The organism is Lederbergia citrea (assembly GCF_018343525.1).
GTDB classification, from domain to species: Bacteria; Bacillota; Bacilli; order Bacillales; family Bacillaceae_C; genus Lederbergia; species Lederbergia citrea.
The window spans coordinates 759,723-776,644 of record NZ_JAGYPH010000001.1 but is presented as its reverse complement, the minus strand read 5'-3'; the positions used below and the strand labels follow the sequence as shown (position 1 = coordinate 776,644).

Annotated in this window: 15 protein-coding genes and 1 riboswitch; of the genes, 4 read left to right on the top strand and 11 right to left on the bottom strand. The window is 33.8% G+C overall.

Features of this window, described 5'->3' with window-relative positions; translation table 11 throughout:
• Positions 1–23 precede the first annotated feature (23 nt).
• Positions 24–893 carry a glucose-1-phosphate thymidylyltransferase RfbA gene (gene rfbA, locus KHA88_RS04015; RefSeq protein WP_213097050.1) on the bottom strand — a complete coding sequence of 290 codons (870 nt, stop codon included), beginning with the start codon at positions 891–893 and terminating at the stop codon, positions 24–26.
• Positions 894–1,126: 233 nt separating this feature from the next.
• On the opposite strand from rfbA, the gene KHA88_RS04010 reads away from it, so the two are divergent.
• Positions 1,127–1,840: a glycosyltransferase gene (locus KHA88_RS04010; RefSeq protein WP_213097051.1), complete on the top strand. Its 714-nt coding sequence runs from the start codon at positions 1,127–1,129 to the stop codon at positions 1,838–1,840.
• Positions 1,841–2,069: 229 nt separating this feature from the next.
• On the opposite strand, the gene KHA88_RS04005 is transcribed toward KHA88_RS04010, so the two are convergent.
• The 4 genes from KHA88_RS04005 to KHA88_RS03990 all read right to left on the bottom strand — a co-directional run bounded on the left by KHA88_RS04005 (position 2,070) and on the right by KHA88_RS03990 (position 5,531).
• The gene (locus tag KHA88_RS04005; protein ID WP_213106970.1) at positions 2,070–2,804 is read right to left on the bottom strand and encodes a YheC/YheD family protein; all 735 of its coding nucleotides are present in this window, start codon (positions 2,802–2,804) and stop codon (positions 2,070–2,072) included.
• Between the two features lie 46 nt (positions 2,805–2,850).
• A complete protein-coding gene (locus KHA88_RS04000) occupies positions 2,851–3,690 on the bottom strand; it encodes a sulfotransferase domain-containing protein (RefSeq protein ID WP_213106969.1) in 840 nt (279 codons plus the stop codon).
• A 205-nt stretch (positions 3,691–3,895) separates the two neighbouring features.
• Positions 3,896–4,744, bottom strand: coding sequence for a glycosyltransferase family protein (locus KHA88_RS03995; RefSeq protein WP_213121429.1), 849 nt, complete (start codon positions 4,742–4,744; stop codon positions 3,896–3,898).
• Positions 4,745–4,778: 34 nt separating this feature from the next.
• The gene (locus KHA88_RS03990; protein WP_213097055.1) at positions 4,779–5,531 is read right to left on the bottom strand and encodes a sulfotransferase family 2 domain-containing protein; all 753 of its coding nucleotides are present in this window, start codon (positions 5,529–5,531) and stop codon (positions 4,779–4,781) included.
• A gap of 286 nt (positions 5,532–5,817) precedes the next feature.
• Here KHA88_RS03990 and KHA88_RS03985 point away from each other — a divergent pair, with 286 nt between their 5' ends.
• The gene (locus tag KHA88_RS03985; RefSeq protein ID WP_213097056.1) at positions 5,818–6,585 is read left to right on the top strand and encodes a sulfotransferase domain-containing protein; all 768 of its coding nucleotides are present in this window, start codon (positions 5,818–5,820) and stop codon (positions 6,583–6,585) included.
• A 367-nt stretch (positions 6,586–6,952) separates the two neighbouring features.
• Here the strand turns inward: KHA88_RS03985 and KHA88_RS03980 are convergent, their stop codons facing one another.
• Positions 6,953–7,720 (bottom strand): sulfite exporter TauE/SafE family protein, encoded by a 768-nt coding sequence (locus KHA88_RS03980; protein WP_213097057.1) that lies wholly within the window; start codon positions 7,718–7,720, stop codon positions 6,953–6,955.
• Between the two features lie 333 nt (positions 7,721–8,053).
• On the opposite strand from KHA88_RS03980, the gene cysC reads away from it, so the two are divergent.
• Together cysC and sat are read left to right on the top strand one after the other, a co-directional pair.
• Complete coding sequence (gene cysC, locus KHA88_RS03975; protein WP_213097058.1) at positions 8,054–8,677, top strand: adenylyl-sulfate kinase; 624 nt, start codon at positions 8,054–8,056, stop codon at positions 8,675–8,677.
• A gap of 6 nt (positions 8,678–8,683) precedes the next feature.
• Positions 8,684–9,820, top strand: a complete 1,137-nt coding sequence (gene sat / locus KHA88_RS03970) for a sulfate adenylyltransferase (protein ID WP_213106966.1) — start codon at positions 8,684–8,686, stop codon at positions 9,818–9,820.
• 40 nt (positions 9,821–9,860) lie between these two features.
• Here the strand turns inward: sat and KHA88_RS03965 are convergent, their stop codons facing one another.
• The 5 genes from KHA88_RS03965 to KHA88_RS03945 all read right to left on the bottom strand — a co-directional run bounded on the left by KHA88_RS03965 (position 9,861) and on the right by KHA88_RS03945 (position 16,443).
• Positions 9,861–10,673, bottom strand: coding sequence for a PHP domain-containing protein (locus KHA88_RS03965; protein WP_249312893.1), 813 nt, complete (start codon positions 10,671–10,673; stop codon positions 9,861–9,863).
• 8 nt (positions 10,674–10,681) lie between these two features.
• Positions 10,682–12,001, bottom strand: a complete 1,320-nt coding sequence (locus KHA88_RS03960; RefSeq protein WP_213121428.1) for a YheC/YheD family endospore coat-associated protein — start codon at positions 11,999–12,001, stop codon at positions 10,682–10,684.
• The gene (locus KHA88_RS03955) at positions 11,998–13,335 is read right to left on the bottom strand and encodes a YheC/YheD family endospore coat-associated protein (protein WP_213121427.1); all 1,338 of its coding nucleotides are present in this window, start codon (positions 13,333–13,335) and stop codon (positions 11,998–12,000) included. Before KHA88_RS03955 ends, KHA88_RS03960 begins: the two co-directional genes overlap by 4 nt.
• Complete coding sequence (locus KHA88_RS03950; protein WP_213121426.1) at positions 13,310–15,598, bottom strand: YheC/YheD family endospore coat-associated protein; 2,289 nt, start codon at positions 15,596–15,598, stop codon at positions 13,310–13,312. Before KHA88_RS03950 ends, KHA88_RS03955 begins: the two co-directional genes overlap by 26 nt.
• A 176-nt stretch (positions 15,599–15,774) precedes the next feature.
• Positions 15,775–16,443, bottom strand: coding sequence for a carboxymuconolactone decarboxylase family protein (locus tag KHA88_RS03945; RefSeq protein ID WP_213097064.1), 669 nt, complete (start codon positions 16,441–16,443; stop codon positions 15,775–15,777).
• A 310-nt stretch (positions 16,444–16,753) separates the two neighbouring features.
• Positions 16,754–16,875: riboswitch (SAM riboswitch) on the bottom strand.
• Between the last annotated feature and the right edge of the window lie 47 nt (positions 16,876–16,922).

Below are 16,922 nucleotides of genomic sequence, written 5' to 3'. Positions count from 1 at the left end.
TTTTAAAAAATATTAAAATTTGTTTACTTAAGATTTGCCATTTTCATTAAACTTTTACCATAATCGCTTTTTAATAATGGGTGTGCCAATGATTTTAATTGGTCTTTTGAGATAAACCCCTTTTTATACGCAATTTCTTCTATGCAACCTATTTTAATATTTTTTTGATTTTCTATTTCTTTTATATAACGTGCTGCCTCATAAAGGGAATTATGCGTACCTGTATCAATCCAAGCATATTCTTCTCCTAATAACTCAACATGTATTTCGTCCATATCTAGATAGGTTTTATTTATATCGGTTATTTCCAGCTCCCCTCGCGCTGAAGGTTTAAGTTTCTTTGCAATTTCAACAACTCGATTATCGTAAAAATAGAGCCCTGTAACAGCGTAGTTTGTTTTTGGATGTAATGGTTTTTCTTCGATTGAAAACACTTTTCCAGCGTCATTAAACTCGACTACTCCGAAACGCTCAGGATCATTTACAAAATACCCAAAAATAGTTGCACCTGTTTTCCTTTTCATAGCTTTACGTAGCATTGAGTGTAGATTATGTCCATAAAAAATATTATCACCTAGTATTAAAGCAACATGATCATCACCTATAAACTTTTCTCCTAAAATAAAAGCTTGGGCAATTCCTTTTGGTGTTGGTTCCACTTCATAGCTTAAAGAAATACCTAACTGTGAACCATCTCCTAATAACTCTATAAATCTAGGCTTATCATTTGGTGTGGTAATAATTAAAATTTCATTTATACCCGCTTGCATTAAAACAGAAAGTGGGTAATAAATCATTGGCTTATCATAAACAGGCAGCAATGACTTGGAAATTACCCTAGTTAAAGGACTAAGTCTTGTACCAGTTCCTCCAGCAATAATAATTCCTTTCAATATGTCACTCCCTTTAATATAAATCACCTGCCACTCCCTTGATTTGCAAGTTTTTTAAAAACTAATTGAGGATCCAGCATTCGTTGTCCTACATATTATTCAACAATCACTTTGAAGAATAGGTTTGTATCATTCTACATATAAAAATAGGTAAGAATGCAGATTTGCCAATTAAATCACTTTTCTAACATTACCTCATATGATAAAAAAGAATTTTTCTAGGAGGAATGGAAATGGTTTCATTAGTTGCATGTACGATTAGAGACAATATGATGGAAAATATATTTGAGAATTTTGAAAGACAGGAATGGGGAAAAAAAGAGCTTATCATTATATTAAATAAGGATGATATGGAAATTGAGATGTGGAAGGAACGCTCAAAGGACAAAGATAATGTTTCAATTTACCAGCTCCCAGAAGAAAAGTCGCTAGGCGAATGTTTAAATTTCGGAATCGAAATATCTCAATATAATATTGTCGCAAAACTCGATGATGATGATTACTATTCTCCATATTATTTAACCGAGGCTATGGAAGTATTTACAACAACAGATGCACAGTTAGTTGGAAAAGGAAAATCGTTTATGTATTTTGAGAAAGAGCAACTATTAACAATACGTAATATAGGAAGTGAGAATCTAGCGGGAAGTAGTTCTCTAAAGGGTGGAACACTCATTTTCAAAAAGGAAATATATCCAAACAATAAATTTCCGTCTATTGTAGGGAATGGTACTGACAGTAAATTTGTAAGAGCATGTAAAAGGAGTAAAATCAAAATTCATACAACGAGCAGATATAATTATGTATATATAAGAAGAGCTAATAATAATTCTCACACCTATAAGCGCTCTAACAAGACATTAAAGCAAAAAAGCCAAATAATTGGAAAAGTGGAAAACTATGTTCCAGTCATTACGAAAGATTTTGGAAATAATAGTAAATCCTAAACTTTAAACCTTTAATTTTGTTAGTATAAACAAAATATCTACGGCTACGGTTGGTATTACTACAACAGGTCAAGATGGCACTACTATCGTAACAACATTTACTACGCTTACTTCTCCACAAACTTTCATCGGAAATTGCAACGAAACTGTAGGACCGAAGTAGGCGTATTACTCAAGATTCGTAAAAAAGACTTCCTCTAATGGAAGTCTTTTTTACCTTCTTCTCTTTTTAACCTTTTCTATAACTTTTAATTATTTCATAGTCATTTTTATCCTCAACCTTATTAAACATAGCAATATTTGGTGTCAGGTTTGCTTCAATAATCCATATTCCCCCATCTTGATCAATTCCCATATCAAACCCAAAAATGCGTGTTTTCGTATAATATTTTTCTAATTGGCTGGCTGCAGTTAACGAAACCTGATCTATATCAATTAACAATGTTTTTAATAGTTGAGAGTTTAAAGATGATCTTTTAATAGCTTCTTCTAAAGGTACAAGTTCTTTTGCCGCACTTGTAATGATAAAACCATCCCGCGCAATCTTGGCAAGTTTACCGGTGACATTCCATTCTAATGAGTCTTTTTTACGTTGTACAATCACTCGAATATCAAATGGACAATCAGTTATCTTGGCAAGTGATATCTTTTTCTGAACGATATAACGTCTTTTAGGAGGGCAGTGGTTTTCCCTTAAATAATCATATAATGGCTTTTTTCCATGAATAGTAATTTTTTCAATTCCAGCTTGAATATCAAATTCCTCTTCTAAGGATGAAGTTATTTGAATGACACCCTTCCCTCTGTGACCAAAGCATGGTTTAATGATTAGTTCATCATATATGTCCATCATTTCCCATAATGATTCCTCTGTAAATAATTTAGTTACAGGAAGATAAGGGGCAAGATTTTCATCTTCCAAAAGCAACTTATATTTAGTCCACTTTCCTACAGAAACGCTCATGTGTTGCCACCTCCTTTTTTTCGCATGGAAACGATGTTACCCTTACCTACTTCTTAATAATCGAATCATCGTCCAAGGGATAAAGTTTTATAGCATGTGGAGCATGATTAATAATTTTATTTTTTATTTCATCAGCTAAAGCGGAGTTATAGTGTTTACTTTTGTTTCGATTTGATAGTTTAACTTTTTCCTTGTATGAATGACCGGTTAATTGTTCAAAAACTCGGGGATTTTTAATGATTTCCTCATATTTCAGAAGATGAATATCATTACTAAGTGATAGGTAGCGCTGACAAAATAAGTCGTAAATGGAAACTAATGGAGCAAGTGACTTATCTTTTGAGCGAGTGATATTTCGGAGTTCCTTCCAAAATGGTTCACCGTGAGGCAATCGGCCATTACTAATAGGAATATTTAATGATTTCCAAGACATAATGGTTGGAACTGGATGCCTTACAATTGCAATAATAGAAAAAAAATCAGTCTCTATTAATTGAGGAAGTATACTTGTATAATGGGCATTGTGTTTCATACCTAACAAAAAATCTTTATTTTCAACTTGAAACGTAACCTCTCTTTGTTTTCGAATGTTTTCCCGTTCTCCGTCCTTTTTATCGTTAAAATAGTTTGTAATTGGGCTGCCATTTTCGTTACGGAAATCTTTAATCGGTTTATTTTCGATAATATCACTGCGAACTTTTTTATAATCATTCACTACGAGTTCCGTTACCTTATTAGCATCGCTTATTCTTTTAAACCATCTTGATTGCCAAGACGGCTCACTTAAGCAAATTGCATTTTCTAAATTATCCAATAAAGCCGCCGATAATGTAGTTCCTCCTCTTGGAATCCCGGTTACAATTACATCTTTTTTGATTTTAGTCAATGCAGGTGCCTCCTGAGCTTGTATAATTTTCATTTATTATATTTATGTAAGAATGTAGTGAATGGTGAAGGCATTAGTGGAGAGTGTATTACTCGTTACAAAAAAACACCGATCGTTTATTGTCGGTGTTTTGCCTGTCCTTTTTTTCATCCTTCTCGTCAGAAAGCAAAATAAATGCTCTTTGCCCTCCCACTATTAAGACGGTTTAATCTTTTGATTCACCATTATTTATATAAGAATTAATTTTTTTAATATGTTTATCAGTTTTTTTGTTTCCCGATTTTTTAATTAGATTCTTTTTCGTTACACGATTATGATAATGAATAATATAAGGATCTATTTTATCTGGGTTGAATTTTGATTGTATTCTGTTATGAATTGGGAAATTCATCTCGATAGGAAACGTCTTATTAGGAATTCCTTCGTCAGCTAAAGCTAGTGATAGCGCAATTTGATCAGTAAATGTTCTGACTTTTGATAGACTATCAAGTTTTAATAGCGCATGAATATACTTTTCCCAAGATGTTAATAATTTGTCATTGTAGATTTTTGGTATTGCCACAACCCCACTGTTAAAATATGAAATTGTTTCACGGTTCGGACCTAAAAGTTCATACCTTTCAGAAGGTAACTTAAGATTAAAATGTGAAAATAAATTCTCCCACTCTTCGATTGTTAGAGGATCCATATAGGGGGTACAGGCCTGTATAAAATTAGAGGATATCTCACTGGAAAAATCTTTTGCGACGACCAGATCACAATCAAGTGCAAGTAAGACGTCATATTCCTCCTTCATTTCCAGCATCCTTAATTTGTTGGCATAAGGGTATCCTTGAATAAAAGGCTCCACTATGTTAACTTTTACCCCTATATTTTGTAACTCTTTCTCAACGTGAGGGTCAACCGATTGTACGAAGTTCGCAACCGACTTCGCTTCAGCAAGTTTCCCACCATACTTTTTAAGGGTCTTGAACAAAGTCAACACCCGAAAATTAAATTTATCCGTATTCTCGCCTACACAGGAAATTAAAATTTTTGGCAAACTCGTTTTCATCAATACTAACCTCCCTCAATCTTTCCTTCCACTATTATGAAAATGGTGAGAAATTTTCCAGTTTTTGTTTAGTTATACTGTCTAAATTGTTTATTTTTTCCTCAAGCGCATTTTTCGCAAACTCGTATAATTCCATATCCAACTGATTGTTTTTCTTAATAATATCAATTACTTCTTCTGGCAGTTGATCTTTTGTCAATCTATTGGGGTTTACATGTTTCTTTTTATAATTGATGTTAAGGTTACTCCAGCCTAATTCCTGACTCATGAAAAATAAAGATTCATTATACATTTCAGTTATGCCGACTACCGAAAAGTAGTTTTTCAAGTTTTCTTTCGCCAATTGTAAATCTGGAGAGCCCCCTCCTGAAAATTGTCGAGTTTGTAAATTTTTTGTCTGGATTTTAAAAACATCCTTTTCCAAAAACTGTTTCATATTTAAGTTTTTTGCCTTCTGATACATACGATTTTGGGGACTCGTTATGATGTGATAATATAATGAAATTACGCGTTCAACAGGATTTCGGAGCATTGTACAATAGGTAAATGTTTTTGGAAATTGCTCATGTATTCCAAATGGAAAATGACCTCTAATACATTGAAGCTTTTGTATTTGCTTATCCGAAAAATGATTTTTCCAAGGTTTTTTGTCTCCCCAAAACCCCCCATTGCGTACTATTTCGGTTTCTTCGTATTGTTTTTTTAATATACTGTTTAACGTCCCTCCACCTGTCTTCGGAATATGCATAAAAATGACTAATTTATTTTTTTTATTATAATTGTCCATTCGCTTCACTTCCTTATACTAGTTTCCGCCCTAATTTTCTAGAAAATATCACACAGCCTTTAATTAATACAGAGACAGATATAAACTTTTTACATTTCTAGTTTCATTGTATGAAGCGCTGTCTCATTGTGACAGGACAAATGCTAAAGATAATATGACTCATTTTGGCAATATTTCGTTCATTCCTATTAAAACTCCGCAAATACTTATCCCTAAACGAATTGATTTTCATATACTATTTTGAGGGTCCCATCTGAAAATGGAGAATGATTAAGGAGGTTAACAAGTGGGCAAAAAGAAAGAGCAGTTCCTAGCTTCACACGAAAGGATGCCGGATTTCTTAATTATCGGTGCCATGAAATGTGGAACGACGACACTTTATAAAAATCTAGTTAAACATTCATCGATTGTAAGCGCCAAAAGGAAAGAGCTTCATTTTTTTGATAAAGAAGATGAGTATAGTAAAGGTATAGATTCGTACAAAAATAATTTCCCTTTACTTAACAAAAAGAAATTAATAAATAAACCTAATTTAGTTACAGGAGAAGCAACACCAAGGTATCTTTTCATACCAGAAGTCCCCGAAAGAGTATTTAATGCCATGCCAAATGTAAAACTAATCGTATTGTTAAGAAATCCTGTCGATAGAGCATATTCCCACTATCATCATTTTAAAAGGAGGGAATTGGAGAAATTGACCTTTGAGGAAGCAATCGACAAGGAATTAAACGGAATAATTGAGCCAAACATAAATAGAACTTACTTGGCAAGAGGGAATTATGTAGATCAACTGAAAAGATGGATGGACTTTTTTCCAAGGGAACAGTTTTTGATATTAGAGAGTGAAAATTACTATCGCAATCCAAGGATAGGTATAAATCAAGTTTGTCAATTTTTAGATTTACCTGAATGGAATTTTGAGTATACGAAGGAAGCAAGTCATCCATATCCAAAAATGGAGGAGCATATGAGGGAAAGATTAATTAAATATTTTAAACCTTATAATGAGAAATTGGAGGATTATTTAGGCGATAATTTTAGTTGGGAACGCTAAAGAAATGAATGATAACCGTACTTCTTTTAAAGAAGGCGGTTTTTCTTATTTATCCTCCAAAAAAAACAGGCCATCAAAAAAGAGGCTTTTCTGCCTATCTCATTCTAGTCATTAACTAGTTACGTACCTAAACAAGCTTTCAACTTAATCAAGCATTGGCGATGGTGACGACGGCATCTCCGTAGTTTACGGCGCAATCTTTTTGCTTTCATCTATTATTACACCTCCTTCCTTTCTTATATTACTAAATGCAGATTTCAACAGAATGTTATGGGACAAAGCGGTTTAAAATAAAATGAATGATTCTCATAAACTCAAATTTCCAGAGAAAACAAAGCTGGCTATCCTTTATACAAAGAATAGCCAACTAGAGTATTATCTTTATGCCGCTAATTAATATGATCACCGCCATAATGAATCTAAGTGGTTTTGCAGGTAATTTTGTAGATAGAGAACTTCCTAATAGTACGCCGGGTATTGATCCTATTAACAGATTACCCGCCAATAGAAAATCGACATTTCCAAGTCCTGCATGTAGTAATCCTGCCACTGTAACTAAAGCGAATGCATGAGCAATATCTGTACCAACGACTTTAGATGTTTTAATTCTGTAAATGTACAAGAATGCAAGTGCAAATAATGAACCAGATCCAATCGATGTTAATCCAACAATAAATCCTAAAACAAAACCAATTAATATCGTTAACACTTTCTTTCCTTTTATTGGATCAGCTTGCTCCTGTTTTTTATTAAAGTGATTACTAAAAAAATTTTGATAAATTGTTGCGGCAGCGACGAAAATGAGAACATACCCAATGGAATGTTTGATAATATGTTCTTGATTTTGAAAATAAAAGTCAAAAACCTTGAGTAATACTATTGCGATCACCGCACCTGGTATACTACCGAAGGACAAATACAATACTAATCTTCCATTAATGGTCTTCTGTCTCCAATGTTGGATTGTTCCAAACAATTTAGTTACAGAATTATAAAACAGGTCGGTCCCAACAGCTACGACAGGGTTTATCCCTATTAACATTAATATTGGAGTTAAAAGTGCCGCTCCCCCTACTCCAGTCAAACCGACTAGAAATCCAACAAACAGTCCCATACCAATAATTCCTAATTCCATTATCACTTCCCCAATCGAATCCATTTCGGATTAAATATGTTTCCTAAAAACATAATAATTTTTCCAATTTTCTGATACATGATATGTTGAAATACTATAATTTGAAATAGGAAAGTTGCTGAAAAAACCCCCATTTTGAAAAGCAATGGTTTCATAGGTTTATGCTTGTTTTTTATTTATGCCGTTTCCAATGTATTAATCTATCCATAAACTGAACTGTATATTAGAAAATAATTAGCAGTGTTTTTCTATATCTCCGCAAATGGAGTTTTTTTACTCCGATAGATAATCAAACTAGTTGAGCATAAATAAACTTGAAAGGAGCATGGTAGCTTGAATAATAATGGTGAGTCAGATAAAAATATTGTTTGGCATCAATCAACGCTAACAAAAGAGGAGCGACAAAAGCAACATGGCCATAAAAGTATAATGATTTGGTTTACCGGACTATCGGGATCAGGAAAGTCAACCATAGCCAATGCTGTTCAGAATGAATTATACAAAAAGAACATTAGTGTTTATTTATTAGATGGGGATAATCTTCGTCACGGCATTAATAGTAACCTTTCTTTTACTGCTGAGGATAGACAGGAAAATATTAGGAGAGCAGCCGAAATCGGCAAGCTGTTTGTGGATGCTGGAGTGGTAGTGCTTGCTGCACTTATTTCTCCATTTGAAAAAGAGCGGATGAATGCAAGAGCCATATTTAAGCAAGATGAGTTTATTGAAGTATATGTGAAATGTTCAATTGAAGAGTGTGAAACGCGGGATCCAAAAGGACTGTATAAGAAGGCAAGAAAAGGAGAAATAAAAGATTTCACAGGAATCGATCAGCCATATGAAGAACCACAAAACCCTGAAATCATTATTGATACAAATAAATTATCGATAGATGAAGCTGTAGAAATCCTTTCATCTTACCTTTTCGATACTCTTGAGCTAAATACGAAGGAGTGATTAATTTTGACATTGAGTATCCCTCATGGTGGGAAGCTAGTGAATCAAATCGATTTAGATTACAATGCTTCTGAGCTTACTAGTGAAATTGAAATAGATGCAATGGCCCTTTCTGACTTAGAATTAATAGCCAATGGAGCTTATAGTCCACTTATTGGCTTTCTTGGAAAGGAAGATTATGAATCTGTATTAGAGAATATTAGATTAGCAAATGGGATAGTGTGGAGCATCCCGATTACCCTTCCAGTTTCTGAAGAAGCTGCACAAAAGCTAACGATCGGAGAAACGGTAAGGCTAACCTTTAATAATGAAACTTACGGTGTGTTACAACTGCAAGAACTTTTTGCACCAAATAAAATAGTGGAAGCTAAAAAAGTGTATCAAACAACCGATCCCGATCATCCCGGGGTAAAAAAACTTTTAAATCGGCCAAATGTATATGCAGCAGGACCAATTAAATTAACAAAATTTCCGCCAAAAAAACCTGAATTTAGTAATTACTACAAAACTCCTTCAGAAACAAGAAAAGAATTTGCAAATAAACATTGGAGCACAGTTGTCGGATTCCAAACAAGAAATCCTGTTCATAGAGCACATGAATACATTCAAAAGACAGCATTAGAAACGGTTGATGGCTTGTTTTTAAACCCTTTAGTAGGTGAAACTAAATCAGATGATATTCCAGCAAATATTCGTATGAATAGTTATGAGGTATTATTAAAGAACTATTATCCGATTGACCGGGTATTCTTAGGAGTATTTCTGGCGGCGATGAGATACGCCGGACCAAAAGAGGCAATTTTTCACGCCCTTGTCCGCAAAAATTATGGCTGCACACATTTTATCGTCGGAAGAGATCATGCTGGAGTAGGTAATTACTATGGTACTTATGATGCTCAAAAGATATTTACTCAATTTAGTTTTGAGGACATTGGCATCACGATACTCGCCTTTGAACATAGCTTTTATTGTACAAAATGCAAAAGTATGGCTTCTAGTAAAACATGCCCACATGACAAAAAAGACCATTTACACTTATCAGGGACAAAGGTTCGAGAAATGTTACGTAATGGGATTACACCACCTCCTGAGTTTAGTCGGCCCGAAGTGATTGAAATCTTATTAAAAGGATTAAAAGATTGATAAAGAAGAGCTGTTTCTTTTGAAACCAGCTCTTTTGATATTAAAATTCGAATCCAAACTCCCCAATCGTATGATCTTCATTATGAAAATCTGAGCCGCCTGTTATTAGTTTTTTATACTTTTTTGCTAGGCTTTTATACTTGATGATGTCCTCATTGCGATGTTTGCGATGCCAGACTTCTATTCCATCAAATGAGAGCTGCATTAACTCTTCTACTATCGAATCATCTTGAATTAGTAAAGGATGCGCTAAGACAGCTGTACCGCCGGCATTGTGAATCAACCTTATCCCTTCTTCGGGAGAGAGTACCATTTTATCCACCGCACATGGTTTTCCATCACCTAAATAAAGATCAAATACTTCTTGGGTATTTTTTGCATATCCCTTATCAACGACTGCTTTTGCAATATGAGGGCGGGCAATTACGTCTCCTTTACTATATTTTTGAACATCTTCAGAGGTAATCGTCATCCCCAGTTCACAAAACTTGTTTACAATTAATTGAGAGCGATTATAACGATGATCCCTCATTTTCTGTAAAACATCTGATAACTCTTTTGATTCATGAATATGATAGCCTAAAATATCTATGGTCCTTCCTTTATACTTCGTGCTTAATTCGATACCAGGTATAACAGTTATCTTTAATTTTCTTCCCACTTCCAAAGCCTCGTTAATCCCATCAGTTGTATCATGATCCGTAATGGCAATCGTTGTTATACCTTTTTGCGCAGCCATTTTCACAACTTCACTCGGAGGAAAACTTCCATCTGAAGCAGTTGTGTGTAAATGCAAATCAAAACAGCCGTTCTCTATTATATTTTTTATCTCCAATTTCTTCCCTACTTTCATGCTGAACATTAATCATTGCTTCCCATTGCGACTGACTTAGCAAATAACACTGGATTTGTCTTTACCATATAATACATTTTCTTGTCTTTAATTATTAATGGAAAATCATGATCAGGTCTTTTATTCATCTCGATTACCCATATCTTTTCGTCTTGATCAATACCAATATCAATGCCTAAATCGGCATAAGCTCCTTCACCAACTTGGTCTAATTTTGCTACAATATTTTTACAAACATGAATGATTTCTTGATATTTTTGAAAAGCTTTTAAATCATCGTATCCAAATTGAAGTTTTAATGCGTCTGCACCTTCCTTCGCAAAACCACTTGCTTTGAAATTGGATGAAATCGCATTCGTTTTTCCGAACCTTGCAATAATACCAGTACAGGGCCAGAAACCGGTTTCACTTTTTTGCAATATTACTCGGTAATCCACTTTTCTATCCTCAAATGTATGAAGTCGTATCGGCTGCTGTAATAAGTAATATTTGTGCTTCGATATATATTTGGACATTTCATCCTTTGACATATACTTCACTTCATTATCATAATTCTTTATGACTACATATTGATTATCCTTTTTTTCAATATAATGAATACCATACCCTCTTGAACCATTTTTAGGCTTCAAATAAACACCGTTATATTTTCCAATAAAATGATCAAGCTGCTGTATATTCACGTTATTTGTTGTTTCAGGAAGATGGTCCCTAAGTTCCTTATATGGAGAAAGTAAATTCCAAAACTGCCATTTGTCAAAGTAGTAAGAATTGAAAAAGCTTCTGCCCATGATATTAATAAGACCAGCTAGTGTTTTCTTAGAAAGTTCCACCCGTCGAAAAATCGCCCCAGGGAAAGGCAATTCAACTTTTCTCCAATGATTTGCTGAATGTGGATCATATACATACCCTGTGATTTGCTCTCGTAAAAAATCAATTTCCTCTTCACTAAATACAAACAGGACACCATTAATTTGTTCGTATATCATTGTATATATTAAAAATCGGTCCATGTTTTTTGTTAATTTTGCTTCTGATCTTCCTAATAATAATCCTATAACAGGTCCAATGATTAGCTCTGAGTTTTTAAAAGCAACTTCATATTTTACTTTCGAATCAATCAAAAGTTTTTGTATCACCTGTTCACTAATTTGGAGCGTATTTTGGTCGGTTAAGTTAGAGATAATAACTAACACTTGATGTTTTCGTTTCCCATATGACAAATGAATTTTCTGATTGTTTTTAATTCCAAGACTTACCGCAGTGTCTTGATTGATTGACATGGTAGAAGTTGATGTTTGTTCGGATTGAATATAATAAAGGTTCATCTCTTTTCACCCCCAAAACCAGCTAACCATTTAGCGTAAAATAATGGAGCTGACTTGATTCGATAATAAAGCTGTTTGTCTTCCGCATCCAATGCAATGGTCATATCAGGGTTGCGGTTATTTATTTCAATGACCCATAGATTTTTATTGTCATCCATACCAACATCCATACCTACATAAGCTAAATGGAGCCCTTTTAGTTCCAATGTCGCACAGCATAAAATAGCAAGCTGTTCCATTTCTTTATACTTTTTAAAAGCTTCTTTTGCGTCATCATTATAAATCTTCATTAAAGTACTCCATGCTTTTTCCGCTGATCCACCACTTGAAATATTACTTACAATACTTTCTTCAGCTCCAAATCTAGTTATCATTCCCGGAACAAACCATGAGCCGTTAGCATCTTTTAATACAATAATTCGAAAATCTATTACTCTATTATTATTTTTCAGTAAAGTAAGTCTTTTTTGAGCAATATATTTTTCAAGATTAAGCTCATCTCGTAAAAAATGCTCCACTGTTTGCCAGCTATCTAAAACGGCTGTAGTATTTCTGCCATTTAACCGGTACTTTAAATGATACTCTTCCTTTTGTTTGGCAAGCTGATAAATTCCCGTTCCTTGCATACCTGAAATGGGTTTAATAAAAATCGTTTCATACTTTTCTAATAGTTGCTTCACATTGCTAATATTTTTTGCTTGAACGGTTTCGGGCAGATAGTTGCTCAATGATTCAATTGCCGAAAACCACTCCCACATTTCCCACTTATTAAAAACATGTGAATTAAAGAATTCTTCTCCAATTAATTGGTTTAATTTACTTCTATCAGTATCTTTTATCGCTTTTCGGCAAAACACGACTGATGGGAAAGGAAAATTTCCTTCCACCCACTCCTCCTCAATTGGGTGATAGACATATCCATAAATGGTTTTGTTTTTAACATTAATTTCATCTGAGGTCAAAAGCAGAATGAGCCCATTTATATAGCTGTATTCATGAAGATAATTTTTATATATCTTCATTCTTTGTTTGTTCATTTCAGCCTTTTTCCCTTTAATTAGCAAACCGATGACAGGACCGACAAACAAAATGTCGTCCTTTACTCTAATTTCATATTCAAGGAAATCCGGAAGTGAATATGTTGTAAAAATATCCTTCGATATAAATATAATGGACTCTTGTTCGTGGTGTTCCGCAAGTGTTACTGTTGCTTTCAAAGCACCTATACTTATCAAAATTTCTCTGTGGGCAGATAATGATAAATTATCCAAAACTTTAGAGTGGAGGGAGATCGTTTCGCTAGAAGTATCACTGATTTTGATTGTAAACTTCATCGAAAACACTCTCCTCTTCTAAGACGTCAAATCCTTGTAATTTCACAGCATAAAAAAGAGGCTGATAACGAATTTTTAAGTACATATCAAAATCAATATCTTTAAATCCTTTAAAACTCGGAAAAATATTCGCCTCTAAAAGCCAAGGATATCCTTGTTCATCTAAAGCGATATCTAACCCAAACTCAGCATAGTGCTCTTCTTTTTTATCCATTAAATCACAAAAATCATGACAAATTAATAGCATTTTGTTTTTTATTTTGGAATAAGAAAGGTTTTTACCAGAATCTTGAATTACTTCCTCCAACGTCATTGCTTTTCCGCCTCTTGCTATATTCGTTAAGTCCTCGTTTTCACCAGCAATCCTACATTCAATCCCTGAACATACCCATTTGTTTTTTTTATATTTTTGCATCACCACTCTAACGTCAAAAGGTCGTTCATTTACGTTTAACAAAGGAATATACGTTTGAAACAAGTAATTTTGTTTAAAGATGCCTAAGCTTTCCAACATGTCATGAAATGCTATTGAATCACTTAGGAGATGGCGAACTCTATACTTTTTCCGATAATCATATAATATAAATCCTTCAAGCTCTTCCTTATTTTTTTCAATAATAAATATCCCACGCCCACGTGATAAACTTACCGGCTTAAGGATAACTTTTTGTTTTAAATTGATAAACTCTATTAATTTGTCCATATCGTCCAATATGTGTGTTTCAGGCAAATGGTCACTAATTTCGAGGTCTTCCCGGAGATTATATAGATCGGATTTTTTGAAGTGATGGGAGTTAAATAATTGATTCTCTGTTATGTCCCTTAATTGTTTTATGGTTTTTTTATTTTGATGAAAGTTTCTTCGATATAAGGTGGACGGGATAGGTGCAGAATTGTAAATCCATTTTTTTTGCTTTGGATCGTAAATCATTCCATATACAATTTTTTCGTTCCAATCGATTGATCGAGTCGAAAAGGCGATTGCTAAGCCGCCAAACTTTTCATATTTACCAAATCGATCAGAAAATTTTTTCATGTATTCTGGATTATACAACTGGTTTTTTTCCCCTAATAAAAAGCCGATTGTTGGCCCAATCATTATTTTTTCATTAGATATTTTTAATTGATATACTAAATTTAATGGAATTCGCATGCGTTCAACTAGTGATGATGAAACGAAAATGACAAGCGGATATTCGTAACAATTATTACGTAAATAAGCAGTTTCTTTGCTGATAAAATAAACACATGTTTCTTTTTTTACCCCAAATTGTATATCATATAGTTGATTTAGTTTATGTTTCAAAATTCCTTTAGGGACTTTTATAATCATTTCATCATCTTGAAATGGTTCAAATTTCACCCAAACATGATAATCTGTACCCTCTAGATACAAGCTTGGTTGAAATTTATCATTTTCATGTTCATTTTGATTATTAATCTCTTTCAAATATTCATTTTTCAGCTTAATTTCATAAGCTAATTCAATTGGCCATTCCACAATTTTTTTCCATAATTGTTGATTCCAACCGAAAAGATCCTTCTCTATGCTTTTTTTAGTACAAAATGATTTTAATGTTACTTCGCCATCCTGGTTTAAGATGAATTGAAGACCAATTTCATTAAGGCCAGGGTAATAGTACTGGATGATGCTCAATATATTTTGGCTAATCTCATTAAGTAATACATTTTTATTTTCCTTTTCAGTATGATTATTATTTATTAATTGATAGGCGTCTTCATACGAATATTTTTTTTCATCTAAATCTTTTGCAAATATAATAAAAACTTCCCATTGTTGTTTCATATTTTTTTGACCCAATAAATAAAAAGTAATAGAAGAATCCGTTTGATATATTTCGTTATTTACATACTTTTGCAATTCGGGTTGAGATTGAATGATGTCAAAAACGTACTTGTCTTTCAAGACATGGTGTTCATTTATTAAGTGAACATTAGGATGCTGCGATAGTTCTCTTATCATTTTAATGTTTGTTTTTCGGTTGAATTTTGTTGGATTATAAATAATCGAGGGAATGTTAACCATCCCTTTGTGTATTATTGTATTATTTTTTATTACTATTGCTTCGGCCTTTCCTTCCGTGATAGAAATATTATTTATGGGAATAAATACAACTTCAAGGTTGAGCTCTTCTCCTTTTTTAGCATAATGATAAAAAGAAGTTTCAAGATCAAAATTTGCACGGTTTAATTTATTCCATTCCCGCCTTGATAGCAAAATTCCTATAGTGTTCCCAAGCATTACCCTTCCTCCCACAATTTGAAGAATCTTTATCAGGTTATTCATTGTTGGTGGAAAAGTGTATTCCGCAGCCGAAACTAGGCCGTCCAAAGCTGATAAATTAATAACAATGAAAAAAGCGGTCCTAACATCGAAAAAATACCGACGCAGTAGGACAGCTATCCAATCATTTAAACTTATTCATTATAAGCAATTAAAGCATTCACACTATGGGCAAGCGCTGATCCAGCTTTAAGCGCAACTGCAACAAAAATTGCTTCTGATATTTCTTCTAAGCTTGCTTCTGCTTTTTTTGCAGCTTTCGTATGAAGATCAATGCAGTATGGACATCCTGTTGTATGGGCAACTGCCACTGCAATCAGTTCTTTTTCTTTCACACTTAGTTTTCCAGCTTTCAATGACTGTTGATCAAAATCAATAAATGTTTTGAATGCATCTCCGCTTAATTTTGAAAATTCAGCAATTCTATTAAAGTATTCAGCCTTATACAGTTCATCATCTTTTTGACCGTCAAATGAGTTCAATGCATTTACACCGTGTGCAAGTGCAGAACCAGCTTTTAATGCTGTTGCAACGAAGATAGCTTCTGCCACTTCCTCTTTTGTAGCTTCCGCTTTTTTTACTTCTGTTACGTGAAGATCTATACAATAAGGACACCCTGTAACATGAGCTACTGCCACCGCAATAAGTTCTTTCAATTTAACGGATAGTTTTCCTTCAGCAAGTGCTTTTCCATTAAAATTAAAAAACGCTGAAAATTGTTCTGGTGCATATTCCTTCAATTCTGTAATTCTGCTAAAATTTGATTTTTTATAAAGGCTATCTACTTTTTGTGCTGTTGTCATGATTCTTTCCCCCTAAGATTATTTAGTAAAACAAAGGCTAACTGCAAGGTCAATTATTTTTGCATCCTAAACAGTGAACAAATGCGCAAGCGCCTTGATCAGCCCCGACAAGCAAATGTTCTGAGACAGGAAAAGTCCGGTCTTGACTTTTATTGGCTCAGGTTATTTGACCTCGAGGGGCTAGGCGCTGGAACTGGACGACTACACACCTTCTTGCAACTTATCCACACGGTGGTATTTTATAATTTCCTTAACAGACAAAAAAACCTCTTCAATTAAGGAAGAGGTTTTATGGTATGTATCGGTCTCTCCCTTATCTTCCAAGCTATATCCGCTTGCTGGAATGAGCACCTTTTCGCTAATTGTTTTTCAAATAGCAATGGTTGCCGCGGGATCACAGGACCAGTTTCCTACCCCGACTCTTGATAAGGTATTATTTAATTGTTAAGGATTGAATTCATCATATCACAACAAAAATA